This is a genomic window from Solicola gregarius (genome assembly GCF_025790165.1).
GTDB lineage: Bacteria > Actinomycetota > Actinomycetes > Propionibacteriales > Nocardioidaceae > Solicola > Solicola gregarius.
Map to the genome: position 1 here is coordinate 3,572,669 of NZ_CP094970.1, position 25,403 is coordinate 3,598,071.

A 25,403-nucleotide genomic window follows, 5' to 3' on the forward strand; every position below is an offset into this window, starting at 1 on the left:
GAGTCGTGTTCGCGATCGTGCGCAGTGGCGGCGGCCAGCAGAAGGTCGCCGTCGGCGATGTCATCGAGATCGACAAGGTTGCGTCAGCCATCGGAGAGTCGGTTGAACTTCCCGCCGTACTCCTCGTCGACGGTGAGACCGTGACGTCCGACTCAACCTCGCTCGACAAGGCCAAGGTGACCGCCGAGGTGGTCGCCGCGACCAAGGGCCCGAAGATCAGCATCGTCAAGTACAAGAACAAGACCGGTTACCGCAAGCGGCAGGGTCACCGTCAGCACTACACCCAGGTCAAGGTCACCGGCATCTCGGCCTGACATCGCGTTACCGATCAACCGATAGCAAGCCGACGAAAGAGCGACCCGACCGAGATCTGCTTTCCGGTACGGGTCGGTGACAATCGACTCAGCACGAAGGACTCAGCTCATGGCACACAAGAAGGGCGCCGCCTCCACCAAGAACGGCCGCGACTCCAACTCCCAGCGGCTCGGTGTGAAGCGATACGGCGGCCAGCAGGTCAACGCCGGCGAGATCATCGTGCGCCAGCGCGGCACGCACTTCCATCCGGGCACGGGTGTCGGGCGCGGTGGTGACGACACGCTGTTCGCGCTGACGGCCGGCGCCGTCGAGTTCGGCAGCCGTCGTGGTCGCCGTGTGATCAACATCGTCCCGTCGGAGCAGTAGGCTTACCTACTTCTCCGATCACGTTGGGGTGGGCCGCGCGGCGGCTCGCCCCTTCTGTCATTTCCGACCGCTGATCAGCCTCAGGAGCAGTCATGGCCGTACCGACCTTCGTCGACACCGTGACGCTGCACGTCAGCGGCGGCGCGGGCGGCAGCGGCATCGCGTCCGTGCATCGAGAGAAGTTCAAGCCGCTCGGCGGACCCGACGGCGGCAACGGCGGGCACGGCGGCGACGTCCTGCTTCGCGTCGACCCGGACGTGACGACGCTGATCGACTACCACCACGAGCCGCACCGGCGGGCCGAGCGCGGCGCGCACGGTCGGGGCGGCAACCGCAATGGCGCCGACGGCAGCTCTCTCGTGCTGGCGGTGCCCGACGGCACGGTCGTACGCGACGCGAGCGGTGAGGTGATCGCCGATCTGGTCGGGCCCGGCACCGAGCTCGTCGTCGCGGCCGCCGGACGCGGCGGTCTCGGCAATGCGGCGCTCGCCTCGTCGAAGCGCAAGGCGCCCGGCTTCGCGCTCAAGGGCGAGCCCGGCGAGGAGCGTACCGTCACCCTCGAGCTCAAGGTCGTCGCCGACATCGGCCTGGTCGGTTTCCCGAGCGCCGGCAAGTCGAGCCTGATCGCGGCTCTCTCGCGCGCCCGCCCGAAGATCGCGGACTACCCGTTCACGACGCTCGTACCGAACCTCGGCGTCGTGGTCGCGGGCTCCACGACGTTCACGGTCGCCGACGTACCCGGGCTGATCGAGGGCGCGAGCGAGGGCCGCGGGCTCGGCCACGACTTCCTCCGGCACATCGAGCGCTGCGCCGCGATCGTGCACGTCATCGACTGCGCGACGCCCGAGCCCGGACGCGACCCCGTCAGCGACCTCGACGTGATCGAAGCGGAGCTGTCGGCGTACGGCGGGCTCGACGACCGGCCACGGATGGTCGCGCTGAACAAGCTGGACGTACCCGATGCTCGCGAGATCGCCGATCTCGTGCGCGCCGATCTCGGCGATCGCGGCTACGAGGTGTACGACGTCTCGGCCTCCAGCCACGAAGGGCTGTCGGGGCTCGCGCATGCGATGGCCGGCATCGTGCGGGTGAGCCGCGACTCGCGACCGGTGGCGGAGCCCACCCGGATCGTGCTTCGGCCGCCGAGCCAGGGCGGCGGCGACGACTTCACCGTCGAGCGGGTCGGCGAGCAGTGGTTCGTACGCGGAGAGAAGCCGGTGCGATGGGTGCATCAGACCGACTTCAGCAACGACGAGGCCGTCGGCTTCCTGGCCGACCGATTGGCGCGGCTCGGGGTCGAGGAGCGGTTGCTGGCGCTGGGTGCAGAGCGCGGCGACGACGTCGTGATCGGGCCCGAGGGCGACGGCGTCGTGTTCGACTTCGACCCGCAGGTCGAGGCGGGTGCCGAGATGCTCGGTCGTCGGGGCGAAGACCACCGGCTCGACCAGCCCACCCGGCGTACGACCAACGAGCGCCGTGAGGCCCTCGCCGCATCGCGCGCACAGGAGGCGCTCGCCCGCGCTGCCCGCGATGAGGAGGCGGCCGAGGAGCGCGACGACTGATGCGCATCGTCGTCAAGGTCGGCTCTTCGTCGCTCAGTACGGCGGGCGACGGGATCGACACCGCTCGCGTGTCGGCGCTGGTCAACGCGCTCGCGGAGGCGCGGTCGCGCGGCGACGAGGTCGTGCTCGTCAGCTCGGGCGCGATCGCATCGGGGATCGCGCCGCTGGGCTTGGGGCAACGGCCACGTGACCTCGCCGCGCAGCAGGCGGCCGCGAGTGTGGGGCAGGGGCTCCTGGTCGCGCACTACACCGAGCGCTTCGCCCGGCACGGGTATGTCGTCGGGCAGGTGTTGCTCACCCTCGACGACGTGACCCGGCGCAGCCACTACCGCAACGCCTATCGGACCTTCGCGAAGTTGCTCGAGCTCGGCGTCGTACCCATCGTCAACGAGAACGACACGGTGGCCACCTCGGAGATCAGGTTCGGTGACAACGACCGGCTTGCGGCGCTCGTCGCACACCTGGTGCACGCCGACCTCCTGGTGCTGTTGTCGGACGTCAACGCGTTGTACGACGGCGACCCGCGCTCGGCCGACGCGACCCCGATCACCGACGTACGAGGCGAGGAGGACCTCGCCCGGGTCGAGCTGCGCCGGCCGAGCGGATCGCGGATCGGTACGGGCGGAATGGTCACGAAGGTCGAGGCGGCGCGCATCGCGACCGGTGCCGGTGTTCCGGTCGTGCTGACCGATGTCACCCACGCGGCCGAGGCCCTGACCGGCGGCGGGGCCGGCACCCGGTTCCACCCGACCGGGCGACGCCGCCCGACACGGTTGCTGTGGCTCGCCCACGCGACGGAGGGCAAGGGCCGCATCACCGTCGACGCGGGCGCGGTACGTGCGCTGCGTGACCGCGGCGCGTCGCTGCTCCCGGCCGGAATCGTTGCGGTTGACGGCGACTTCGTCGCGGGTGACCCCGTCGACCTGGTGGCAACTGAGGGCGGGTTCGAAGGTCCGCAAGGGGGACTCGAGCGTCCGGGAGGAAGCGTCGTCGCAAGAGGAATCGTGAGCTACGACAGCGCGGAGATCCCGCGCCTGATCGGACGATCGACCAGGGAACTCGCCGCCGAGCTGGGGCCTGAGTACGAGCGCGAGGTCATGCACCGCGACGACCTGGTGCTCCTCGATGAGCCGGCGCAGGGCCGCAGGTAACGAATCGGACGCATCGCGTGCGGGCCCGCTTCCGTCGCTTAGGTTGGTGCCATGGATAGTGGCCCCGAGCGGCTTTGGCATGTGACGGTGACGGTGTCGGGTACCCCGCATGAGGCGGATGTCGTACGCGATGCGATGAGCCGACTCGGCGAGCAGCACGCGTTCCTGCACTCGATGCGCTACGCGATGGACCGGGCCGAGATCGCGTACTGGGAGCAGGCGGCCGAGATGCTCGACGCCGCGGCGATGGCGATGCGCGTCTGGAACGAGCACCGCTCGAGCGCCGGGCTGCCTGCGTGGGAGGTTGTCGGCCTCGAGGTGCTGGAGCGCGAGACGTTCCAGACCCGAACACCTGGCAGCACCGGCCCCCCGGTCGGCCTCCACCGCCCGGTGCCAACCCCCTTCCCCTGAACGGTGAGGAGAGAGTTCTGGCCCTGTGAGGAGAGAATCGTGGTCCGGTGACGAGAGGGTTTCGGCCGCTGTTCGGCCGCCGCTCGGCCAGAACTCTCTCGCGATAGGGCCAGAACTCTCTCCTCACCGGGCGGCATATCCTGGTGCGGTGGACGCACGTACGCACGTCGAGACGCGAGCCAGGGCCGCCAAAGCGGTCTCGGCCGACCTCGCCGTAGCGACCCGGGCGGCAAAGGACACCGCACTGCGCGCGATCGCCGACGCCCTGACGCAGCGGGCCGACGAGATCCTCACCGCGAACGCCCGCGACGTGGAGGCCGCCCGCGCGGAAGGTATACCCGAGCACATCATCGACCGGCTCCGGCTCGACGAGGAGCGGGTCGCCGCGATGGCCGACGGCGCCCGCAACGTCGCTGCGCTTCCCGACCCGATCGGTGAGGTCGTACGCGGGTCGACGTTGCCGAACGGCCTGCGGTTGACGCAGGTACGCGTGCCGATGGGCGTGATCGCGATGATCTACGAGGCGCGCCCGAACGTCACGGTCGACGCCGCCGCGATCTGTCTCAAGGCCGGTAGCGCGGTGTTGCTCCGCGGTTCCTCCTCGGCGCGACAGTCGAACACCGCGATCGTCGGCGTCCTGCGTACCGCGATCGAGAGCGCCGGCCTGCCCGCCGACCTGATCTGCCAGATCGACCCGACGGACCGAGAGACGACCGAGCAACTGCTGCGGGCCCGCGGCCTCGTCGACCTGGCGATCCCGCGCGGCGGCGCCGGGCTGATCCAGATGGTGGTCGAGCGCTCGACCGTCCCCGTGATCGAGACGGGGGTCGGCAACTGTCACGTGTACGTCGACGCCGACGCAGACCTCGACAAGGCCCTCGACATCCTGGTCAACGCCAAGACACACCGGACGAGCGTGTGCAACGCGGCAGAGTCGCTGCTCGTGCACAAGGCGGTCGCCGACGTGTTCGTGCCGCGCGCGATCGCCGCGCTCCGCGACGAGGGCGTCACCGTGCATGGCGACTCGGCGTTCCAGGCGGCCTCGGACGCCGTCGTGCCCGCAACCGGCGACGACTGGGCGCGCGAGTACCTCTCGCTCGACCTCTCCGCCGCCGTCGTGGGTTCGCTCGACGACGCGGTACGCCACATCCGTACGTACTCCTCCGGACACACCGAGGCGATCGTCACGGAGTCGATCGACGCTGCGCACCGGTTCTCGATGCTCGTCGACGCCGCGGCCGTCATGGTCAACGCGTCGACACGTTTCACCGACGGCGCGGAGTTCGGGTTCGGCGCCGAGATCGGCATCTCGACGCAGAAGCTGCACGCCCGTGGTCCGATGGGCCTCCCCGAGATGACGACCACCACCTACGTCGTCACCGGGTCAGGTCACGTCCGCTGATCCACGCCCCCTATCGGCCCGGCCTCCTCGAGACGATAGATTGTGCCCATGTCGATTCTCGCCGAAGCCGCCGAGCACGGCCCCGATGTGAACCCGTACGTCGTCGGCGTCGTCGTCCTCGCCATCTTCGTCTTCCTGATGTTGGGTGTGCTGTCGTTCGGCAAGGGCCGCGAACACACCTGATGAACCTGCCCCACGCCTCCGGGCAGCGCCCGCGGATCGGGGTCATGGGCGGTACGTTCGACCCGATCCATCACGGACACCTCGTCGCAGCGAGCGAGGTGCAGGCGTGGTTCGACCTCGACGAGGTCGTGTTCGTACCGACCGGCGAGCCGTGGCAGAAGTCGTCCCGCAAGGTCTCGCCCGCGGAGGACCGCTACCTGATGACGGTCATCGCGACCGCCGCGAACCCGCGCTTCTCGGTCAGCCGGATCGACATCGAGCGCGGCGGGCCCACGTACACGATCGACACGTTGCGCGATCTCGAGGCCGAGTACGGCGACGCGGAGCTGTACTTCATCACCGGTGCCGACGCGCTGGCCGCGATCGTGACGTGGCGCGAGCCGGGGGAGCTGTTCGAGTTCGCGCATTTCGTCGGTTGCACGAGGCCCGGCCACCAGATCGACGAGTCCACGTTGCAGGGGCTGCCCACCGACCGGGTGACGATCGTGGAGATCCCCGCGCTCGCCATCTCGTCGACCGACTGTCGCGCGCGCGTCGAGCGCGATGAGCCGGTGTGGTACCTCGTGCCCGACGGTGTCGTCCAGTACATCGGCAAGTACCGCCTCTACCGACCCGCACCGACGTCCGCCGACCAGGAGAGCGCATGACGGCAACCGATCACGCCCTCGAGCTCGCACGTACGGCCGCGCGGGCCGCCGACGACCGGCTTGCCGAGAACATCATCGCGTTCGACGTCTCCGACCAGCTCGTCATCACCGATGTGTTCCTGATCTGCTCGGCGAAGAACGACCGACAGGTGCGCGCGATCGTCGACGAGGTGGAGGAGCAGCTGCTCGCCGTCGGCGCCAAGCCGGTACGCCGCGAGGGGCAGCGCGAGGGGCGCTGGGTACTCCTCGACTTCGCCGATCTCGTCGTGCACGTCCAGCACGAGGAGGAGCGGGCATTCTACTCGCTGGAGCGGTTGTGGAGCGACTGTCCCGCGATCGACCTCGGGGCGTCGGAGTAGTGGGCCGCCAGCTGATCCTGTGGCGTCACGGGCGCACCGCCTGGAACGCGACCGGCCGCGTGCAGGGGCAGACCGACATACCGCTCGACGAGGTCGGGATGTCGCAGGCGGCGTCGGCCGCCGCGCGGCTCGCGTCGTTGCGCCCCGACCGGATCGTCAGCTCGGACCTGTCGCGCGCGTACGTCACCGCGCAGGCGCTTGCGGCATTCGCAGACCTCGACGTCGAGGTCGACCAGCGGCTTCGCGAGATCAACTTCGGTGCGCGTGAGGGCCTGACGATGCCCGAGGCGAAGGCGGCGTTCCCCACCGAGATGCGCCGCTGGCTCGCGGGCGAGGACATCGCGATGGAGGGTGCCGAGACGTACGCGCAGACGGCTCGTCGAGTGGCGGCGGCGATCCGCGATGCGGTCGACTCCATGGGTGACGAGTCGACCGTCGTGCTCGTCGCGCACGGCGCCGCGATCCGGGTCGGTACCTGCGAGTTCCTCGGCCTCCCGCAGGAGCACTGGCGCTCGCTCGGGGGCTTCAACAACTGCGCGTGGGCGGTGCTGCAGGACGGCCGGCACGGCTGGCGGATCGCCGAGTGGAACGCCGGCCAGCTTCCCGAGCCGGTTCTCTCCGACGAGACCCAGGACGCCAACGCCTAGCCCCGGTGAGCACGACGTTCAGACAGGACACGCCCGGTGTGTCGCGCCCGAACGTCCGGCTCACGGCGGGGGTGCCGGGGCGATTTCGTCTGCGGGCGACGTACGAGATATAGTCGACCCGCATCTGGGGCTATGGCGCAGTTGGTAGCGCGCCTCCATGGCATGGAGGAGGTCAGGGGTTCGAATCCCCTTAGCTCCACGGTTTCAGACGTACGAGCCCGCTCCGCACTCCGCGGTGCGGGCTCGTACGTCTCTTGCCGTCCGTGGCCCTCCGCGTACCAGCCGCGGGCCGCGGCTGTGGCACGATGAGCCCGGCTGGAGGGATGCCGATGACCGAGAAGCGTACGTCCACCACCGCGCTCGCCTCGTGGCGCGACACCGCCACGCGACGCGCGATCACGGACTTCGTGGCGTCGGTCACCGCCGGGCCGAACGCCGTACCCGAGGAGGAGCGCGTTGCGGTCTTCGACAACGACGGCACGCTCTGGACCGAGAAGCCGATGCAGGCGCAGCTGCACTACATCGCCGACGGTTGGCGTGCCGCCGCCGAGGCCGACCCGTCGCTCGCCGACCGCGAGCCCTACCGCTCGGTTGTCGCCGGTGACTTCGGCTGGCTCGGCAAGGCCATCGACAAGCACTACGAGGGTGACGACGGCGATCTCCAGGTGCTCGTCGGCGCGCTGGTCGGACTCGTCGAGGACCTGAGCGTCGAGGCGTACGCCGAAGCGGTGGCGCACTTCTATCACACTGCGAAACACCCAACGCTCGGGCGCCCGTACGCCGATGTGGTGTACCAGCCGATGGTCGAGCTGCTGGGCTATCTCGAGGCCAACGGGTTCACCTGCTACATCGTCTCGGGCGGCGAGCGCGACTTCATGCGCCCGATGACCGAGCACAACTACGGCATCCCGCCCGAGCGGGTCATCGGCTCGGCGTTCGGGCTGTCGTACGACGAGGAGACCGCTCGGGTGAAGTACGCCGCCTCGCTCTCCTTCTTCGACGACGGACCCGAGAAGCCCGTGCGGATCTGGAGCCGCATCGGCCGGCGTCCGATCCTCGCGTGCGGAAACTCCAACGGCGACATGCCGATGCTCGACTTCGCCAGTCGCGGCGCCCGGCCCGGTTTGGCGCTGCTCGTCCATCACGACGACGACAGCGATCGCGGAGACGCCCCGTACGACAAGGGCGCCGAGCGGGCGCTCGCGTCGGCCGGCGACCGCGGCTACACGGTCGTGAGCGTACGAGACGACTGGTCGAGCGTCTTCCCGGCCGGGCACTAGCCATCCGATGAGTGGCCCCATCGGCTCACCGGAGCGAGCGCGGTGGTTCTTCCCGACGCTCGCGCACTACCGCCGGCGGTGGCTCGGGGCCGATGTCGTCGCGGGCCTGTCGGCCGGTGCCGTCGTCGTGCCGCAGGCCATGGCGTACGCGACGATCGCCTCCCTGCCGGTGCAGGTCGGCCTCTACACCTGCATGGTGCCGATGCTCGTGTACGCGATGCTCGGCGGGTCGCGCGCGATGAGCACCTCGACCACCTCGACGATCGCGACGCTGACCGCGACGACCCTCGTGTCCACGGGTGTCGCCGCCGGTTCCGACGACGCGCTCGGCTCGCTGATCACGCTCACGCTGTTATGCGGGCTCTTCCTGCTGATCCTGCGGCTGCTCAGGCTCGGGTCGATCGTGGAGAGCATCAGCACGGCCACCGTCCTCGGCGTTCAGGTGGGTGTCGGCGCGACCGTCGCCGTGGGGCAGCTGGGGACGCTCCTCGGCGTCGACGCCGACCCCAGCGGCCACGGGTTCGTGCGCTCCCTGGCGTCCACGATCGGCGAGTTGTCCGCGGTCAACGGGCCGACGGTGGCTCTGTCGGTGGGGTCCATCGCGACGCTGCTGCTGCTCAATCGCTTCGCGCCCAAGGTGCCGGGTGCGCTCCTTGTCGTGTGCGGTGGCATCCTGCTCTCCGCGTTCACCGGTCTGCAGGACGCGGGTGTGAAGCGCATCGACCAGGTCCCGCAGGGGCTGCCAACGCCCGACCTGCCGCGACTCGAGGACATCGAGCTGCTCGTCCCCGGTGCGCTCGCGATCGCCCTGATGGCGTTCCTCGAGTCGATCGCGGTCTCGCGCGGCATCCGCGACGTACGTGACCCGCAGATCGACAGCAACCGCGAGCTGCTCGCGGTCTCGACGGCGAACATCGCCGGCTCCTTCTTCACGACGCTGCCCGCCGCGGGTGGATTCTCACAGAGCGCGGTGAACAAGGGTGCGGGTGCGAGGAGCCAGCTTGCCCAGCTGGTGACCGTCGTGCTCGCGGTGCTCGTCGCCCTGCTGCTCGGCCCCGTCCTGTCGGAGCTGCCGCAGGCGACACTGGCCTCGCTCGTGTTCGTTGCCGTCGTCGGGCTGATCAAGCTCGGCGACCTGTTCCGGCTGGCGCGAATCAGCCCGGTCGACTTCTGGGTGGCGTCCGCCACGGCGCTGATCGGCGTCACCGCCGGGCTGCTGCCCGCCGTCGCGACGGGTGTCGTCATCACTTTGGGCCTCGTACTGCGCGAGCTGAACACGCCGCGGCTGTCGCTCGAGACCAGGCGCGGTGATGCGATCGCCGTACGAATCCGGCAGGGTTTGTACACCGCGAACGTCTCGGCGTACATGCGTGCCGTAGTCGACCTCGTCGCCGTGCAGGATCCGCCCGTGACGGCTGTCGTTCTCGACCTGCGACGGATGGAGGCGACGACGATCACCGTGCTCGACGCGTTGAGCGACCTCGACCGCGAGCTGGCCGCGGGTGACACCACGCTGTACGTCGCCGCGGTACCGGCCGGCGGGCGGCGGGTCGCCGAACGCGTGCGGTGGTACCAGGACCTGCAGGAGCAGGGTCGCGTGCACGCGACGGTCGACGAGGCCCTCGCCGTCGCGGCTCCCTGAGTAGGTCGTACGCACGAAGGGCCGTTCCCGCTGGGAACGGCCCATCGCGGCTACTTCCTGTCAGTCGCGAGACAGCGCGGCCATGGCCTCGGTCTCGAGGTCGAGGTACTGCTCACCGCTCACGTCCACCGCAACCCCGAGCAGCTTGCCGCCGCTGAACGGGAACGGGTTCGTGTACTGCCGGCTGACCGTGTCGGCGCTGTCGAACCCGACGCAGAGTCCGTCGCCGCAAAGGGTGAACTTGCCCACCTGTGCTCGCATCGGCCCCTCGGCGACCACCTGGTCGTCGACGTAGAGCTTGGTGGTGCCGACCGACTCCCTGTGCTCACCCGCACCCTCGCGGGTGAACTCCATGCCGAGCGCGTGCGGACCCGGGGTCAGCTTCTCGGAGACGAAGGTCTGCTCCGGTGGGATGCCGAGGAAGTTGTATACGTAGTGCAGCTTCCCGTCCTTGATGAACAGCGCGTGCCCTCCGAAGCGAGAACCGTGGGCGAAGAGCACCCCTTGCGCGTCCCCGCCGAGGTCGGCGTCCGCGATGATCTTGTACGACCGGCCGCGTACGTTGACCGCCACCCCCTCCGGGACGGCACTCGTGCCCGGGTAATAGATGTACCGGTCACGCGCTGGCTCCGACGACGGGCGATCGATGGTCAGCTGGTCCATCGCGGTCCGGTCGTCCAACGGCAGCGCGTTGTTGACGTCGGCCTCCTCGAACCAGGCGGCGATCAGCTCCTGGACCTTCTCGGGGTACTGGTCGGCGAGGTTCTTCGACTCCGAGCGGTCCTCATCGACGTGGTAGAGCTCCCACTCGTCCTCGTCGAAGTGGCCCTTGCCGGTGATCGGCGGGTGGGTGGCCGCGACCTTCCAGCCGTCCTGCCATAGGCCGCGGGTACCGATCATGCTGTAGAACTGGCGCTTCTTCTGCGTCGGCGCGTCCGCGCTGTCGAAGCTGTACCGCATCGACACCCCGGCCAGCGGGGCCTGCTCGACCCCGCGGTAGACGTCGGGCATCTCCGCGCCCGCGAGGTCAAGGATGGTCGGCACGATGTCGGTGACGTGGTGGTACTGGTGCCGGATCTCGCCCTTGGCCTTGATCCCCTTCGGCCAGTGGATGACCAGCGGGTCACAGGTGCCGCCGGAGTATTGGCTGTAGCGCTTGAACATCTGGAAAGGTGTGCTGAACGCCGCCGCCCAGCCCGTCGGGTAGTGGTTGTACGCCTCCGGGCCGCCCAGGTCGTCCAGCCGCGTCATATTCTCGGCAAGGTCGTCGGGGTAGTTGTTGAAGAACTTGTTCTCGTTCACGGAACCGTGCGTCGATCCCTCGCCGGAGGCGCCGTTGTCGGCGCAGTAGAAGACGATGGTGTTGTCGAGCTGGCCCGTCTCCTCCAGGTAGTCGATGATCCGGCCGACCTGGGCGTCGGTGTACTCGCTGAAGCCCGCGAACACCTCGGCCATCCGGGCGAACAGCTTCTTCTCATCGTCGCCGAGCTCGTCCCACGGCTTGACGTAGTCGGCCGGGTTGGCGTCCTCCTCGGCCATCGGGTTGAACGGCGTCAGCTCGGTGCCCTCGGGCATGATGCCCTTCTCGACCATCCGGGCCAGGACCCACTCGCGGTAGGCGTCGTACCCGTCGTCGAACCTGCCCTTGTACTTCTCGATGTACTCCTGCGGCGCGTGGTGCGGAGCGTGGTTCGCACCTGGGCAGAACCACATGTACCAGGGCTTCGAGGGGTTGGACGCCTGCTGGTCGCGGATCATCTTGATCCCACGGTCGGCGAGGTCCTTGGACAGGTGGTAGCCCTCTTCGGGCGTGTACGGCTGCTCGATGAAGTGGTTGTCCTCGCACAGGTCGGGATACCACTGATTGGTCTCGCCGCCGAGGAAGCCGTAGAACCGGTCGAAGCCCATCTGCAGCGGCCACTGCTTGCGGCTGCCGCCGGCGGAGTTGTCCTGCTCGGGGACGTTGTGGTCCTTACCGAGCCAGTACGTACTGTAACCGTTGTCCTGCAGGATGTGCCCGACGGTGGCGCAGTCGTCGGGGATGCGCCCGGAGTTACCCGGGAAGCCGTTCGTGGACTCCATCAGCGACGCGATCCCGTTGCGGGTGTGGTTGCGGCCGGTCAGGAGGCAGGAACGGGTGGGGGAACAGAGTGCGGTTGTGTGCCACTGGGTGTACGTCAGCCCGTTGTCGGCCAGCCGCTGCATCGTCGGCATGTTGATCCGGCCGCCGTACGGCGACCAGGACGCCATGCCGGTGTCGTCGTACAACACGACGAGCACGTTCGGTGCGCCCTCCGTCGCGCCCTTGAGCACGTACGGGTCCCAGTCCGGAACCGAGTCGCGGACATCGAGGTTGATGGTCCCTTTGAAGTCTGCGTTGCCTTCCGCCATGAAACCCTGCCTCCGTTGAGTGGACGAAATGCGTCGTGATCGCGCGGCCAACCTATCTCGGGTGTGGGGGAACCGCGACCGAACGACGGGCCGTCGCCGACTCGCACGCGGGCGGAGCATCGGCTCTGTGTTCTAGGCTCGCGTCCATGACGGATGACGCGATCTCCTGGTTGCTCGACTCCGATCCGGCGCTGCGCTGGCAGGTGGAGCGCGACCTGCTGAGCGAACCGCCCGGGGTCTGGGAGGCGACTCGGGCACGAGTCGCGACGGAAGGCTTCGGCGCGCGACTCCTGGCGCTGCAGGATGCCGACGGCCAATGGGCCGGCGGCGCGTACTTCCCGGCGGCCGACTCCGCGGGTGCCGCCGGGGTGGACGACGACGGTCAGCCCTGGACGGCCACGACCTGGTCGCTCAATGCGCTGCGGGAGTGGGGTCTCGACTCGGCCGTGCTGCGCGAGCGGCGCACGGCGGAGCTGCTGGACCGGAACTGTCGCTGGGAGTACGACAATCTGCCGTACTGGGGCGGCGAGGTCGACTGCTGCATCAACGGCTACACGCTTGCGAACGGCCTTTGGTTGGGCGCCGATGTCGACGGACTCGTCGACTGGTTCCTCGAGCATCAGCTGGCCGACGGCGGCTGGAACTGCGCGTGGGAGGACGGGTCGACCCGGTCGTCGTTCCACTCGACGCTGAACGCGCTGGGTGGTCTGCTCGCGTACGACCTCGCGACCGGAGGTACCGACGTGTCGCGCGGCGCCCGACGCGCGGGCGAGGGGTACTTGCTGCAGCGTGACCTGATGCGCCGACTCGAGACCGGCGAGATCGTCGGGCCGTGGGTCGGCCACTTCACGTACCCGTTCCGCTGGGTCTACAGCGCGCTCAACGCCGCCGACTACTTCCGCCGGGCCACATCGTTCGATGGGGTTTCGCCCGACCCGCGGATGGCCGAGGCGATCGAACTCGTCCGGGCCGCCAGGCAACCGGACGGCACCTGGCTGCAGGGCGAGCCGCACGCCGGGCGTGCGTGGTTCGAGGTCGACGCTCCGACGGGCGAACCGTCGCCATGGTTGACGCTGTACGGCACGCGCGTACTGGACTGGTGGGACCAGCAGTTCGCCGACGCGGGCGGGTAGTGCAGCTTGACGACGACGGCGGTCGGTGACGGTCGGGCGCGTGGTCGACCCCATCCCGCGCGCTCGTCCTACTACGCCTTGTCGTAGTCTTGGGCGCAGTACGCCGCCGTCTCGAGAGGTACCGCATGACCAGCTCCGCTCCCGGCCGGACCGACCGCGCCATCGCCTGGTTCCGCGTCGTAGCGATCGCCGAGGCGATCTCGTGGGCGGGACTGCTCACCGGGATGCTGTTCAAGTACGCGCTGACCGAGAACGAGATCGGCGTGCAGATCTTCGGCCCCATCCATGGCGCGATCTTCATCGGGTACGTCGTCATGACCATCACCGTCGGCCTGCGCTGCCGTTGGAGCAAGCCGGTCATCCTGCTCGGCCTGGCGGCGAGCATCCCGCCGTTCGCGACGTACGCCTTCGAGGTCTGGGCCGACCGGTCGGGCCGGCTGCGTGCGCCCGCGCCCACACGCGTCGGATGACGGCTCAGAGGCCGAGCGCCGGCCCCTCCATCGCGGGGCAGGTGTCCATGACGACGTCGAGGCCGGCAGACTGCGCGCGGTCGGCAGCCGACTCGTCGATGACACCGAGCTGCAGCCAGACCGCGCCGATGCCGAGCCGCTCTCGCTCGGCGATCGCGTCGTCGACGACATCACCGACGCGTGAGCTGTTGACGAAGCAGTCGACGACATCGATCGGCCCCGGGACATCGGCGAGCCGCACGTACCCGCGTTCGCCCTCCCATGACTCACCGCGTGGGTTGACCGGCACGATCCGCATCCCCAGCCGGTCGCGGACGAACGCAGCGACTCCGTACGCGACCCGTTCGGTGTTCGCGGACAGTCCGACGACGGCCCAGGTCGCGGGTGTCGTGAGCAGCCGGCGGATGGTAGCCGGATGGTTCGCGTGTGTCATGTATCAACCCTCACACGTACGACTCGCGCACCGAACGCCGGTTCGCGCGTCGGCTGTTCGATAGGGGAGCCCGAGAATGGAAACGCCCATGGCGATCGCCACCGCGGTCACCTTCGTCTGGCTCGGCATGGTCCTCGCCATCTCCTTCCTGGAGACGCCGCTGAAGTTCCGCGCCCCGGGCGTCACGATCCCGATCGGTCTCGGCATTGGCAGGCTGGTGTTCCGCGCCCTCAACGCGGCGGAGACTGCGTTCGCGCTGGTGTTGGCCATCGCGCTCGTGGCAGCGGAGCCGAGCGCGGCCGTAGTGGTTCCCGCGTCGGTAGTCGTGCTGATCCTGGTCGCGCAACTCGCGCTCGTACGGCCGCGTCTCACCAAGCGATCGGATCGAGTTCTGGCGGGCGAGGACGCGCCACGCTCGCACGCGCATCACGCATTCATCGGCCTCGAGTCGGCCAAGGTGATCGCGCTCGTCGTTACGGGCGTCGCGTTGTTGTCGGCCTGAGCGCACGCGGTAATCCGCTGGCCACGCGGCATCGGATCGTCGATGATCGACGTATGTCCGATATGTCGGCCTCCTGAGCGGTGTGCATCCGGCCGGGCCTGACCGGGTCCGGTCTACGATCGTGCCGGCAGGGAGTCGAGACATTGAACGCCACCTACGAACCGAGCGTCACCGAGATCGCGTGCGACGAGTCCGGATGGGCGGGTGAGAACCTGCTCGACGGAAACACCGACGTGTTCGCACACGCCAGCGTACGCATGGCACCCGAGCGCGCCGCGGGTCTCGTCGACGAGGTGCGTCGGCGGATCCAGTCACCCGCCACCGAGTACAAGGCTGGGCATCTGCTTCGCGCCAAGCACCGCGATGTCCTGGAGTGGTTCCTGAGCCGGGAAGGGCCGCTCACCGGGTGGGCGAGCGTCTATCTCGTCGACAAGGTCTACCTGGTCGTACGCACGCTCGTCGAGCTGTTGGCCCGGCGCGGGTACGGCACGATCGACGACCCGCACGACGTCGCCCGGACGCTCTACCGCGACGGCGAAGGCGTGCTCGGATCTCGACAATGGGCGCGGCTGCTGGCCGACGCGCAGGCGCTGATCCGGGTGCCCGGACGCGACATCCATCCCGTCGAACCCGTGCTCGACCCGTTGCCGGACGCGATCGTCCGCGCGGGGCTTCGCTGGAGTCACGACGGCTCGGTGTCGATCGTGCACGACCGGCAGAGCACCCTCACCCACGCGCGCCTCGCGCACGTCATGCACGATCCCGACGTCGCCGGTCGGATCGCGTCGATCCGGCTCGTTGCCGCACATTCGGACGCCCGCGTGCAGGTCGCCGACTTCCTCGCCGGAACGGCCAGATCGATCGCGTCCGACGAGCTCAACGGGCGCGGCGACGATGTCCTCAGCACCCTCCTGCGTCCGTACGTCGACCGGGCGTCGATCTGGGCCGACGGACGCAGCTGGTCGCGGATCACGACGTAGCGGCAGCAACCCGCTCGATATCGCCCACGTGGTGGACGCCCTCGTGCGCTGCGTGTCGGACGAACCACAGCGCCGTACGTCGCTCGCCGGGAAGTCGTGATGCCGTCCGAACCCAGCCGTCGGTGCGGACGCGGGCGACCTCGTCGAGGAACCCGTCGACGTCGAGCCGGATCTCGGTGAGCACCGGGAGCAGATCGAGCTCGTTGTGTCGAAAGCGGCGTGTACGAAGGTCGTTGAGCATCGGCTCGAGTGCCGGATCGGCTTCGGTTCGTACGCGATGAAGCCGGATCGTCGAGCTGACGTAGACGTCGCGCAGATGGCACACGTACTCGAGCACCGACCAGGTCTGCGGTTCCGGACGCCGTCGGGGATCGGCGGCGCGCAGTGCCGCAGAGCGTGCCCGGCCGGGCACGCCCCCGATGATCTCGGCGGCCCCTTCGGCGTCCAGCGCGCCGTACGAGAACCCGCACTCCGTGCACTCGTGGTCTTCATCCGGCAGCGGGATCATCGAGCGGTTCATGGGCCAATCCTCCTGTGCACCGATGAGTTCTCGGGCGGCGCCGCGTCTGACCGGCAAGCGTCGTCGACCGCACCGAGAGAATAGTCATGACCAACGCAGCATCGCGCCGGTCGCGGCGAAGCGGCTGCCCGGCGTCGTCGCGCCCGCTTTGGCGCTTCGAGCACGCCGTGCTCGTAGCGGCACCCGACCGGCCCCGGGGGGCGGTCGGGCACCACTACGTCATCGCCGAATTGTTTGGGAGACTCTGATCATGCCTCTTCACCTCACCGGCGCTCCCGACGCCGACCGCCTGCTCGACGAGAATCCGCTCGCGTTGCTGATCGGGATGCTGCTCGACCAGCAGTACCCGATGGAGGCGGCGTTCTCGGGGCCGCAGAAGCTGGTCGGCAGGATCGGCGGCTTCGACGCCGAACGCATCGCGTCGTACGACCCCGAGGAGTTCGCCGCGCTCTGCAGTACGCCACCCGCCGTCCACCGCTACCCGGGTGCGATGGCCAAGCGAATCCAGGCGGTGTGCCGGCTCGTCGTCGAGGAGTACGACGGTGACGCCGCGGGCATCTGGACGGCCGGTGACCCGGACGCGAAGACGGTGCTCAAGCGGCTGAAGGCCCTTCCCGGCTTCGGTGACCAGAAGGCCAGGATCTTCGTCGCCCTGCTCGGCAAGCAGCGTGGCGTCCGCCCGATCGGCTGGCAGGAGGCGGCCGGGGCGTACGCCGACGAGGGCTCCCGCCGCTCGATCGCGGACGTGACCGACGAGCAGACCCTGCATGAGGTGCGCGCTTTCAAGAAGGAGCAGAAGGCGGCGGCGAAGGCCGCCAAGTCCTGACGTCCCGGAGTTCGCGGACTTTTCGGTCTGCGCGAGCCGCCACAACACCGAAAAGTCCGCGAACTCCGTCCGAACGATCAGCGGGTTGCCGGCTTGCGCAGCCACAGCATCGTCAGAGCGACGATGCCGGCGATGCACGGCAGCCACATCGCGGATGCGAGGTAGCTCGGCATCGGCACGTACGACATCGACGCCGACGCCACGAGGGCGAGTGCGAGCACGGTTGTCGCCACCCACCGGGTGTGCCTCCATCCGCGTCGAGTGGCGACGGCGAGCCATGACCAGCAGGCGATCCCGAGTCCCGCGAGTACGTAGAGCGCCGCGGCGGTGGCGCCGGCCTCGGTGTCGACCTCGCCAGCCGTGTAGTCCGGGTACTCCTTCCACATCTCGTCGGTGATGCCGCCGACCGTGGCCTGGTCGACGACCGTGAGGCCGGCGAGCAATGCGCTCAGCGCGAGCCCGACGTACATGGTGGTGGTCGCCCGTCGGGTCGAGTCCGCCGTGGGCGCGATGGACGTGGTCTGCATGGTGATCCCCTCGAGTTGGTAGCGTCGGCGTGGTGAGCCCTTAGACTTAGAACTTGAAACATTGTGTCTCAAAGGAGCGTATTGCTCAAATGGAAAACCCCAGCGCGCGGCCGGGCCCGACCAGGCGGCGCCGCCGACTGTCCGACCAGGAGACCGAGCAGCGGATGCTCGACGCCGCACTCAAGACCGTCAACCGGCTCGGCCTGACCGTCAGCCTCGAACACATCAGCCTCGAGGACGTGATCCGCGAGGCCGGCGTCTCGCGGAGCGCGGTGTATCGGCGCTGGCCGTACAAGGACCTGTTCTTCAGCGATCTGCTGCGGGCGCTCGCACGGGCAGCGGCGCCGGCGCAGGTGCCCGACGCTCGGCCGGCGTTGGGCCACGTACGTGCCGTCGTTCAGGATCGTGGTGACCTGCTGCGGACGCCGGAGGGTCGGCATGCGCTCGCCGTGGAGATGCTGCGCATCGGCAACCTCACGGACCTCGCCGCGATGGCTGAGTCGACCGCATGGCGTACGTACGTGGCCCTGCACGCCACGTACCTCAGCCTCGACGACGGTGAGCTTCGCGACGAGATCGGCGAGAGCCTCGCGGAGTCCGAGCGCGTGCTGGTACGTCGTACCACCGAGAACTTCGGAACCTACCTGGATCTGTTGGGCTACCGCATCCGGCCGGAGCTGGACGCCGACGCCGAGACGGTGGTCGCCGTGACCATGCCGCTCGTCCGGGGAGCGATCATCATGGCGCCGGCGGCTCCGCAGATCACGGCGCGGAAGGTGCACGCGAACCCGTTCGGTGCGGGCGCAGAGGCGGAGTGGTCGCCGGTCGCCGTCGCGATGACGAGCATCGCGCTCACGTACATCGAGCCCGATCCGGCGGTCGAGTGGGACGACGCTCGGGTCGACGAGGTGCGGCGAGCGTTCGAGGCCGCGGACGGGGTTGGCGTGGACGAGTCGCTGGAATAGACTCGGCAGTGCAGTGGTTGAAGGTTCAACAGAGACCACGAACGCGGAGGCGAGAACCATGCAGATCGGCATCTTCAGCGTCGGCGACCTGACGGTGGACCCGACGAACGGCCGTGAACCGACCGAACACGAGCGGATCAAGGCCATGGTCACGATCGCGAAGAAGGCCGAGGAGGTCGGCCTCGATGTCTTCGCGACCGGCGAACACCACAACCCGCCGTTCGTCGCGCCCGCGAACCCGACCGTGCTGCTCGCGCACATCGCCGCGCAGACCGAGCGGCTCATCCTGTCGACGTCGACGACGCTCATCACCACCAACGACCCCGTGCGTCTGGCCGAGGACTACGCGTACCTGCAGCACCTCGCCGACGGTCGCGTCGACCTGATGATGGGGCGGGGCAACACCGCGCCCGTGTACCCGTGGTTCGGCAAGGACATCGCACAGGGCCTGAGCCTGGCGATCGAGAACTACCACCTCCTGCACAAGCTCTGGCGCGAGACCGACGTCGACTGGGAGGGCCGGTTCCGTACGCCGCTCACGGCGTTCACGTCGACGCCGCGGCCGCTCGACGACGTGCCGCCGTTCGTGTGGCACGGCTCGATCCGCAGTCCGGAGATCGCCGAGCAGGCCGCCTTCTACGGAGACGGGTTCTTCGCGAACAACATCTTCTGGCCGAAGGAGCACTACATCCGCCTGATCAACCTGTACCGCGAGCGCTTCGCGCACTACGGGCACGGCACGCCGGAGCAGGCGATCGTCGGGCTCGGCGGCCAGGTGTTCATGCGGAAGAACTCGCAAGATGCCGTCGATGAGTTCCGGCCGTACTTCGACAACGCGCCGGTGTACGGGCACGGGCCGTCGCTCGAGGACTTCACGGCGCAGACCCCGTTGACGGTCGGCAGCCCGCAGGAGGTCATCGAGAAGACGCTGACGTTCCGCGAGTTCTTCGGCGACTACCAGCGCCAGCTGTTCCTGATGGACCATGCGGGACTGCCGCTGAAGACCGTGCTCGAGCAGCTCGACCTGCTCGGCGAGGAGGTCGTACCGGTGCTGCGCGAGGAGTTCGCGAAGCGTACGCCGGCAGGAGTGCCCGACGCCCCGACACACGCCGGCCTGCTGGCGGCACGGGACGCTGAGCAGAAGGAGGCAACGGTATGACCGGCACGAACCCGAAGATCGTCGTCATCTCGGCCGGGCTCGGCCAGCCGTCGACGACGCGGATGCTCGCCGATCGTCTTGCGGAGGCGGCGAAGCGGCGCCTCCGCGAGCTCGGCGCCGGCGCGAGCGTCGACACCTACGAGCTGCGCGGCCTCGCGCACCAGGTCACCGATGCGATGCTGACCGGCTTCGCCGGCCCCGACCTGCAGACGGTGTTGACCGCGGTCGAAGACGCGGACGCGCTGATCGTCGTGACCCCGACCTTCCAAGGCTCGTACGGTGGCCTGTTCAAGTCGTTCATGGACGTCGTCGATGCGGAGGCCCTGATCGGCACGCCCGTCGTCGTGGCCGCCACCGGCGGCTCGGCGCGCCACTCGTTGGTGCTCGACCACGCGTTGCGGCCGCTGTTCACGTACCTGCAGGCGCTCGTCGTGCCGACCGGGGTGTTCGCGGGCCCGGGTGACTGGGGCGACGCCGGCGACGGGTCTCGCGGGCTCGCGGAGCGAGTCGACCAGTCGGCCGGCGAGCTCGCCAGCCTGCTCGCGGGCGCCGGCACCGGCCGCCGCCGCGAGGACGAGTTCGACATGGACACCGACTCGATGCTGGCCGCCTCGCGTCCGTAGAGGCTCAGAACCAGCAGTCGCGTACGATCGGCGCGACCTAACTGCGATTGCTGAGTCTGGAGGACCGATGGCGCGGTCACGTACCGACCACCTCGACGTTCTGGCACCACCCGATGTCGCCCTACGCGCCCTGCACGAGGCGATCGCCTCGATCGCCAAGCCCGAAACGGTTCGGGTGGACGGCTGGGTGGTGACCGGCCGGGTCGGCGTCAGCGCGCGCTCGTGGGGCGATCTGCTGACGGGCACCATCCTGACCGGCCCGGGCGGCACCCGGGTGACGGTCGAGAGCAAGGCCCGGTTGCCGACCCAGCTCGTCGACATGGGCAAGCACCGCAAGAACGTCGATGCGGTGCTGACGCGGCTGAGTGGCCTGACCGGTCCGCCACACTGACCCTCAGCCACTCCGATCGAGTACGAACCCGGCGATCTGTCGCTGATCCTCGGCGTACGACTTCAAGGCGAGCGGGACAGCGGACCCGACGATCGTGTGTACGTACTCATGCACGATCGCGTTGCGTAGGCCGACCGACGGTTTCAGCGTCTCAGCGAGGTCCGTCGTCAGTGCGCCTGCCTCGGCGGCGAGGTCGAAGCTCTCGCGGTAGTCGCCCGGTGACCGCCGGAGAGCCACGGCCGCGACGTGGGAGTTGACGTCCACTGCGAGATCGACGATGCGTGACAACAGGCGCTCGACCGCAGCGCCGACCAGCGGATCACTTGTCAACCGTGCAGCGTCGACGTCGCCGGCGGATTCGAGCGCCGCAAGGGTGTCAGCCATCGCCGACAGCTTGTTTCGGACGACGTCCGCGTCATCGGCCCGCCATCAGCTCGAGATCGCGACGGCGCAGGTATCGCGACTCCATCTCGGTCGTGAGCGCCGCGATCTGGGCAAGTGTGAAGGTGCTCGGCGCGGCCTCGTCGAGGAGGACGCTCTGCGGGCCGAGCGCGCGGGCCTTGGCGACGTCACCGGCGCGCGATGTCCATCAGGTCGACGCCGTCGTAGCGTGTCGCGTCGATGAACGCATTGATGATCGAGACGATGTCCGTGCGCACACCTTGACGGGTTCGAAACGCCAGATCGAGATCGCGCGGTGGCGACAGCGTCGTGTCGCGTACTGCATTCCCGTGTGCCGCCAGTAGCTCTATGCCCAAACGGTCGCAGAGCGCGCCGAGTGACCCGTCGTCCGCCATCGTGCGGAGCCGGGGCCAACGCGTCACCCGGGGTCTGGGCCATCGCGTCTACGATACGGCGCGCGGTGTCGGCGCACCGCCGACGCCACGCCGCGTTGGACGTGCTGCAGAATCGCCGGCATGGACATCATCAGAGTCACGCCCATCGGCACGGTCGTCGGAGGCCGTACCGAGCCGATCGACGACAACTGGGGCGATGTGCGGTCTGTCGTCCGCATCGATTCGGAGCAGTTCGGGGAGGACACCCTCGCCGGGCTCGGCGACTTCTCGCACCTCGAGGTGGTCTACCGGTTCGATCGCGCCGACCCTGCCAAGATCACCACCGGTGCGCGCCATCCGCGAAACCGAGAGGACTGGCCGAAGGTGGGCATCTTCGCCCAGCGAGGCAAGAACCGACCGAATCTCCTCGGGGTCTCGCGATGTCGCATCATCGCGATCGACGGCCACGACATCCACGTCCGCGAGCTGGACGCGATCGACGGCACGCCCGTGCTGGACGTCAAGCCGTACCTGCACGAGTTCGCACCGATCGGCGACGTACGCCAACCCGTGTGGGCGACCGAGCTGATGCGCTCGTACTACGACTAGATGAGTGGGTCCGAATGGTGCCGGTGAAGCGAGCGGCGCATCCGCGCCCGACCCGGCAAGGCGCAGGAGCGATGATGGAGCTGGCCCTCCCTCGAGCGACTGCAACGCAGCCGGTCGGGATGCGGGGCGCCGCGAGTCAGGCAGCATTCGGACTCACTCATCTAGGCCCGGGCCCGCTCGCGCTTCACCAGATCGAGACGCGCTGCTCCGGGTCGAGCCAGAGTGCGTCATCCGCAGTCACCTCGAACGCGTCGTAGAACGCGCCGATGTTGCGGACGACCTCGTTGCAGCGGAACTCCGGCGGCGCATGCGGGTCGATCGTCAGCCGACGGACGACCTCCTCGGGCCGTACCTTGCTCTGCCAGGCCTGCGCCCACGACAGGAAGAACCGCTGGGCCGCGCTCATGCCGTCGACCTCGGGTGGCTCGACGCCGACCTGTGCGATCCGAAACGCCTTGTACGCGATGGACAGACCGCCGAGGTCGCCGATGTTCTCGCCGATGGTGAGCGATCCGTTGACCGTACGGTCGGGCGCGTCGGCCGGTGTCAGCACGTCGTACTGGTCGACCAGTCGCGTCGTACGCTCCTCGAAGGCCGCGCGGTCGTCGTCGGTCCACCAGTTCGCGAGGCGGCCGTCGCCGTCGTAGTGCGAGCCCTGGTCGTCGAAGCCGTGCCCGATCTCGTGTCCGATGACCGCACCGATGGCACCGTAGTTGACCGCGTCGTCAGCGTCGGGATAGAAGAACGGCGGCTGCAGGATCGCGGCCGGGAACACGATCTCGTTCATCGTCGGGTTGTAGTACGCGTTGACCGTCTGCGGCGTCATGAACCACTCGTTGCGGTCGACCGGCTTCGCCAGCTTCGCGAGCTCGTACTCGGTCTGGAACGTCGATACGCGGCGTACGTTGCCCCACAGATGGTCGCGCTCGACGGTCAACGACCCGTAGTCACGCCACTCCAGCGGATGACCGACCTTCGGGGTGAACGAGTCGAGCTTCGCGAGGGCCTTCTTGCGGGTGTCTTCGCCCATCCAGTCCAGCCCGTTGATCGACTCGCGGTACGCCTCGATGAGGTTGCCGATCAGCTCGTCCATCCGGGCGCGTGCCGACGGCGGGTAGTGCCGGTCGACGTAGATCTTGCCGACCGCCTCGCCCATCGACATCTCGACCAGGCCGACACCGCGCTTCCAGCGGTCGCGCAGCTGCGCGGTGCCGCTGAGCGTACGACCGTAGAAGTCGAAGTTCTCCTCGACGAACGAGGTCGGGAGGAACGGCGCGGCCGCATGCACGATGTTCCAGCGGGCCCAGTCGCGCCATTCGTCGAGCCGGTCGTCGCGGAGCAGGGCGGCGAACTCGGTGAAATACGTTGGCTGCGAGACGACGACCTGCTCGATCACGGACGCGTCGAACTCCGAGCCGTCGAGCCAGCCGCCCCAGTCGAAGCCGGGCGACAGGGCGTCAAGGCCGGCCCGATCCATCGGGTTGTACGTACGCTGCGCGTCCCGGCACGCGACGCGATCCCAGTGCGACCCGGCGAGATCGGTCTCGAGTCGCATCACCCGCTCGGCGCGCCCGGCCGCGTCGTCGAGCCCGGCGAGCTCGAGCATCGCGGCGACGTGGCGCACGTACGCCGTGCGTACGTCGGCGAACTGCTCGTCGGTGTAGTACGACTCGTCGGGCAGGCCGAGGCCGCCCTGGACGAGGTGGAGTACGTTGCGCTCCGGGTCGTGGGCGTCGGGAGCGACGTACAGGCCGAACGCACCGCCGACGCCGATCTGCTCGAAGGCGCCGAGGCGGTGGACCAGTGCCGCCACACTGGTGACCGAGTCGACGTCGGCGAGGTCGGACGCGATGGGAGTCCGCCCCGATGCCTCGATCGCCTCCTCGTCCATGAAGCTCGCGTACAGGTCGCCGATCTTGCGCAGCTCGCTGCCGTCGGGCGCCTCGGATGCCCGAGCCTCGTCGAGGATCTCGCGTACGGCCAGCTCCGCCTCGTCACGCAGATCGCTGAACGAACCTGCGACCGGGCGGTCCGGCGGGATCTCCGTGCGGTCCAGCCAGCGCCCGTTGACGTGCCGGAAGAGGTCGTCGGCCGGGCGCACCCCGGAGTCGAGCTCGCTGATGTCGATTCCATTCACGGCAGCCACGCTACGGCAGACCGCCAACCCCGATCACCGAGACGTCGGAGAACGTGATCTGTGGGTCACATCGGTGGACGGCCGCTTGACCGCGATCGGGAGGGAAGAGTTAGGGTTGCCTCATCTAACACCGTTCACGCGAGGAGCACGCATGCCCGGCAGTCGTCGGAGGAATCCGCTCGAGTTCGAGGTAGTCGACGCGAGCTGGGTGACGCGCTCCATGCGCCGGGTCGTGCTCACGAGCGACGAGTTCGACACCTTCCTCGCCCGTGACGGCGGGTTCACCGATCGCTACGTCAAGCTGGTCTTCCTCGACTCCGAGACGACGTACCCGCGACCGCTCGATATGGAGAGCGTCCGCGAGACGCTTCCGCGCGAGGTGTGGCCGGTGCTGCGTACCTACACCGTCCGCTGGATCGACCGCGCCGCGCGGACCATCGCGATCGACTTCGTCGTGCATGGCGATGTCGGCCTCGCAGGCCCGTGGGCGGCCGGCGCGGCGGCAGGCGATCGGATCCATCTCAACGGCCCCGGTGGCGCGTACGCCCCGGCAGCCGAGGCCGACTGGCATCTGGTGGCCGGCGACGATGCCGCCCTCCCGGCGGTGGTGGCCGCGCTCGAAGCGATGCCCGACGGCGCACGGGTACGCGCGTTCGTCGAGGTCGACGGGCCCGAGGACGAGCAGCCCGTCACGTCGGCGGCCGATCTGGACCTGACCTGGCTGCACCGCAACGGCGCCGCGCCGGGGAGCACGACATTGATCCCCGATGCGGTCAAGCAGCTGGCGTGGCCGGCCGGACGCGCTCAGGTGTTCATCCATGGCGAGTCGGGACTGCTGAAGGCGCTTCGTTCCCAGCTGCTCGACGAGCGCGGGGTTGCGAAGGACGATCTGTCGTTCTCGGGCTACTGGCGACGCGGTACGAACGAGGAGGGTTTCCGGGTCTGGAAGGCCGAGCAGGCGAAGGCAGACGTCGCGTGAGCGACTGGTGTTCGCTG

The 25,403-nt window shown here is 68.9% G+C and carries 30 protein-coding genes and 1 tRNA gene; 24 read left to right on the top strand and 7 right to left on the bottom strand.

Features of this window, described 5'->3' with window-relative positions:
• Positions 1-5 precede the first annotated feature (5 nt).
• The 13 genes from rplU to L0C25_RS17635 all read left to right on the top strand — a co-directional run bounded on the left by rplU (position 6) and on the right by L0C25_RS17635 (position 9,965).
• Positions 6-314, top strand: coding sequence for a 50S ribosomal protein L21 (gene rplU, locus L0C25_RS17575; RefSeq protein ID WP_271632997.1), 309 nt, complete (start codon positions 6-8; stop codon positions 312-314).
• A 109-nt stretch (positions 315-423) separates the two neighbouring features.
• Positions 424-681: a 50S ribosomal protein L27 gene (gene rpmA, locus L0C25_RS17580; protein ID WP_271632998.1), complete on the top strand. Its 258-nt coding sequence runs from the start codon at positions 424-426 to the stop codon at positions 679-681.
• 92 nt (positions 682-773) lie between these two features.
• Entirely contained in the window at positions 774-2,243 is a 1,470-nt protein-coding gene (gene obgE / locus L0C25_RS17585; protein ID WP_271632999.1) for a GTPase ObgE, read from the top strand.
• On the top strand, positions 2,243-3,394 hold the full coding sequence (proB, locus tag L0C25_RS17590) for a glutamate 5-kinase (RefSeq protein WP_271633000.1): 1,152 nt from the start codon (positions 2,243-2,245) through the stop codon (positions 3,392-3,394). The genes obgE and proB overlap by 1 nt, the downstream gene beginning before the upstream one ends.
• Before the next feature lie 51 nt (positions 3,395-3,445).
• Positions 3,446-3,805 carry a hypothetical protein gene (locus tag L0C25_RS17595; RefSeq protein ID WP_271633002.1) on the top strand — a complete coding sequence of 120 codons (360 nt, stop codon included), beginning with the start codon at positions 3,446-3,448 and terminating at the stop codon, positions 3,803-3,805.
• A gap of 148 nt (positions 3,806-3,953) precedes the next feature.
• Positions 3,954-5,207 carry a glutamate-5-semialdehyde dehydrogenase gene (locus tag L0C25_RS17600; protein WP_271633004.1) on the top strand — a complete coding sequence of 418 codons (1,254 nt, stop codon included), beginning with the start codon at positions 3,954-3,956 and terminating at the stop codon, positions 5,205-5,207.
• Positions 5,208-5,255: 48 nt separating this feature from the next.
• Positions 5,256-5,390, top strand: a complete 135-nt coding sequence (locus tag L0C25_RS17605) for a hypothetical protein (protein ID WP_271633006.1) — start codon at positions 5,256-5,258, stop codon at positions 5,388-5,390.
• Positions 5,390-6,037, top strand: coding sequence for a nicotinate-nucleotide adenylyltransferase (gene nadD / locus L0C25_RS17610; protein ID WP_271633007.1), 648 nt, complete (start codon positions 5,390-5,392; stop codon positions 6,035-6,037). The genes L0C25_RS17605 and nadD overlap by 1 nt, the downstream gene beginning before the upstream one ends.
• Entirely contained in the window at positions 6,034-6,396 is a 363-nt protein-coding gene (gene rsfS, locus L0C25_RS17615; RefSeq protein WP_271633008.1) for a ribosome silencing factor, read from the top strand. Before nadD ends, rsfS begins: the two co-directional genes overlap by 4 nt.
• A complete protein-coding gene (locus L0C25_RS17620; protein ID WP_271633009.1) occupies positions 6,396-7,043 on the top strand; it encodes a histidine phosphatase family protein in 648 nt (215 codons plus the stop codon). The genes rsfS and L0C25_RS17620 overlap by 1 nt, the downstream gene beginning before the upstream one ends.
• Positions 7,044-7,169: 126 nt before the next feature.
• A tRNA-Ala gene (locus L0C25_RS17625) sits at positions 7,170-7,242 on the top strand.
• 130 nt (positions 7,243-7,372) lie between these two features.
• Positions 7,373-8,323, top strand: coding sequence for an HAD family hydrolase (locus tag L0C25_RS17630; protein ID WP_271633010.1), 951 nt, complete (start codon positions 7,373-7,375; stop codon positions 8,321-8,323).
• A gap of 7 nt (positions 8,324-8,330) precedes the next feature.
• Complete coding sequence (locus L0C25_RS17635) at positions 8,331-9,965, top strand: SulP family inorganic anion transporter (RefSeq protein ID WP_271633011.1); 1,635 nt, start codon at positions 8,331-8,333, stop codon at positions 9,963-9,965.
• Between the two features lie 60 nt (positions 9,966-10,025).
• On the opposite strand, the gene L0C25_RS17640 is transcribed toward L0C25_RS17635, so the two are convergent.
• On the bottom strand, positions 10,026-12,356 hold the full coding sequence (locus L0C25_RS17640; protein WP_271633013.1) for an arylsulfatase: 2,331 nt from the start codon (positions 12,354-12,356) through the stop codon (positions 10,026-10,028).
• Between the two features lie 146 nt (positions 12,357-12,502).
• Here L0C25_RS17640 and L0C25_RS17645 point away from each other — a divergent pair, with 146 nt between their 5' ends.
• Positions 12,503-13,489, top strand: a complete 987-nt coding sequence (locus tag L0C25_RS17645; RefSeq protein WP_271633014.1) for a prenyltransferase/squalene oxidase repeat-containing protein — start codon at positions 12,503-12,505, stop codon at positions 13,487-13,489.
• Positions 13,490-13,614: 125 nt separating this feature from the next.
• Positions 13,615-13,959 (top strand): DUF3817 domain-containing protein, encoded by a 345-nt coding sequence (locus L0C25_RS17650; protein WP_271633016.1) that lies wholly within the window; start codon positions 13,615-13,617, stop codon positions 13,957-13,959.
• 4 nt (positions 13,960-13,963) lie between these two features.
• Here the strand turns inward: L0C25_RS17650 and L0C25_RS17655 are convergent, their stop codons facing one another.
• Positions 13,964-14,392, bottom strand: a complete 429-nt coding sequence (locus L0C25_RS17655; protein WP_271633017.1) for a CoA-binding protein — start codon at positions 14,390-14,392, stop codon at positions 13,964-13,966.
• 88 nt (positions 14,393-14,480) lie between these two features.
• Here L0C25_RS17655 and L0C25_RS17660 point away from each other — a divergent pair, with 88 nt between their 5' ends.
• Both L0C25_RS17660 and L0C25_RS17665 read left to right on the top strand, forming a co-directional pair.
• Positions 14,481-14,894 carry a hypothetical protein gene (locus tag L0C25_RS17660; RefSeq protein ID WP_271633018.1) on the top strand — a complete coding sequence of 138 codons (414 nt, stop codon included), beginning with the start codon at positions 14,481-14,483 and terminating at the stop codon, positions 14,892-14,894.
• Positions 14,895-15,037: 143 nt separating this feature from the next.
• A complete protein-coding gene (locus tag L0C25_RS17665) occupies positions 15,038-15,874 on the top strand; it encodes a hypothetical protein (RefSeq protein ID WP_271633019.1) in 837 nt (278 codons plus the stop codon).
• Here L0C25_RS17665 and L0C25_RS17670 read toward each other — a convergent pair.
• Complete coding sequence (locus tag L0C25_RS17670; RefSeq protein WP_271633021.1) at positions 15,864-16,394, bottom strand: DinB family protein; 531 nt, start codon at positions 16,392-16,394, stop codon at positions 15,864-15,866. The two genes, L0C25_RS17665 and L0C25_RS17670, sit on opposite strands and share 11 nt — an antisense overlap.
• A gap of 250 nt (positions 16,395-16,644) precedes the next feature.
• Here L0C25_RS17670 and L0C25_RS17675 point away from each other — a divergent pair, with 250 nt between their 5' ends.
• Positions 16,645-17,220 (top strand): HhH-GPD-type base excision DNA repair protein, encoded by a 576-nt coding sequence (locus tag L0C25_RS17675; RefSeq protein WP_271633023.1) that lies wholly within the window; start codon positions 16,645-16,647, stop codon positions 17,218-17,220.
• Between the two features lie 77 nt (positions 17,221-17,297).
• On the opposite strand, the gene L0C25_RS17680 is transcribed toward L0C25_RS17675, so the two are convergent.
• Positions 17,298-17,747: a hypothetical protein gene (locus L0C25_RS17680; RefSeq protein ID WP_271633024.1), complete on the bottom strand. Its 450-nt coding sequence runs from the start codon at positions 17,745-17,747 to the stop codon at positions 17,298-17,300.
• A gap of 89 nt (positions 17,748-17,836) precedes the next feature.
• Between L0C25_RS17680 and L0C25_RS17685 the strand changes: the two genes are divergently transcribed.
• The 4 genes from L0C25_RS17685 (at position 17,837) to L0C25_RS17700 (ending at position 20,885) form a co-directional block, all read left to right on the top strand.
• Positions 17,837-18,712 (top strand): TetR/AcrR family transcriptional regulator, encoded by an 876-nt coding sequence (locus L0C25_RS17685; protein WP_271633026.1) that lies wholly within the window; start codon positions 17,837-17,839, stop codon positions 18,710-18,712.
• 58 nt (positions 18,713-18,770) lie between these two features.
• On the top strand, positions 18,771-19,871 hold the full coding sequence (locus L0C25_RS17690; RefSeq protein WP_271633028.1) for an LLM class flavin-dependent oxidoreductase: 1,101 nt from the start codon (positions 18,771-18,773) through the stop codon (positions 19,869-19,871).
• Positions 19,868-20,494 carry an FMN reductase gene (locus L0C25_RS17695; RefSeq protein ID WP_271633029.1) on the top strand — a complete coding sequence of 209 codons (627 nt, stop codon included), beginning with the start codon at positions 19,868-19,870 and terminating at the stop codon, positions 20,492-20,494. The genes L0C25_RS17690 and L0C25_RS17695 overlap by 4 nt, the downstream gene beginning before the upstream one ends.
• A 67-nt stretch (positions 20,495-20,561) precedes the next feature.
• Positions 20,562-20,885, top strand: a complete 324-nt coding sequence (locus tag L0C25_RS17700) for a hypothetical protein (protein WP_271633031.1) — start codon at positions 20,562-20,564, stop codon at positions 20,883-20,885.
• 3 nt (positions 20,886-20,888) lie between these two features.
• Here L0C25_RS17700 and hepT read toward each other — a convergent pair whose 3' ends face one another.
• Both hepT and L0C25_RS17710 read right to left on the bottom strand, forming a co-directional pair.
• Positions 20,889-21,269, bottom strand: a complete 381-nt coding sequence (gene hepT / locus L0C25_RS17705) for a type VII toxin-antitoxin system HepT family RNase toxin (protein ID WP_271633033.1) — start codon at positions 21,267-21,269, stop codon at positions 20,889-20,891.
• Positions 21,270-21,454: 185 nt separating this feature from the next.
• Positions 21,455-21,682, bottom strand: a complete 228-nt coding sequence (locus L0C25_RS17710; protein ID WP_271633034.1) for a hypothetical protein — start codon at positions 21,680-21,682, stop codon at positions 21,455-21,457.
• A 120-nt stretch (positions 21,683-21,802) separates the two neighbouring features.
• Here L0C25_RS17710 and L0C25_RS17715 point away from each other — a divergent pair, with 120 nt between their 5' ends.
• On the top strand, positions 21,803-22,270 hold the full coding sequence (locus L0C25_RS17715; protein ID WP_271633035.1) for an SAM-dependent methyltransferase: 468 nt from the start codon (positions 21,803-21,805) through the stop codon (positions 22,268-22,270).
• Positions 22,271-22,454: 184 nt separating this feature from the next.
• Here L0C25_RS17715 and L0C25_RS17720 read toward each other — a convergent pair whose 3' ends face one another.
• Entirely contained in the window at positions 22,455-24,407 is a 1,953-nt protein-coding gene (locus L0C25_RS17720; protein ID WP_271633036.1) for a M13 family metallopeptidase, read from the bottom strand.
• 151 nt (positions 24,408-24,558) lie between these two features.
• Between L0C25_RS17720 and L0C25_RS17725 the strand changes: the two genes are divergently transcribed.
• Positions 24,559-25,386, top strand: coding sequence for a siderophore-interacting protein (locus tag L0C25_RS17725; RefSeq protein WP_271633038.1), 828 nt, complete (start codon positions 24,559-24,561; stop codon positions 25,384-25,386).
• Positions 25,387-25,403: the final 17 nt, after the last annotated feature.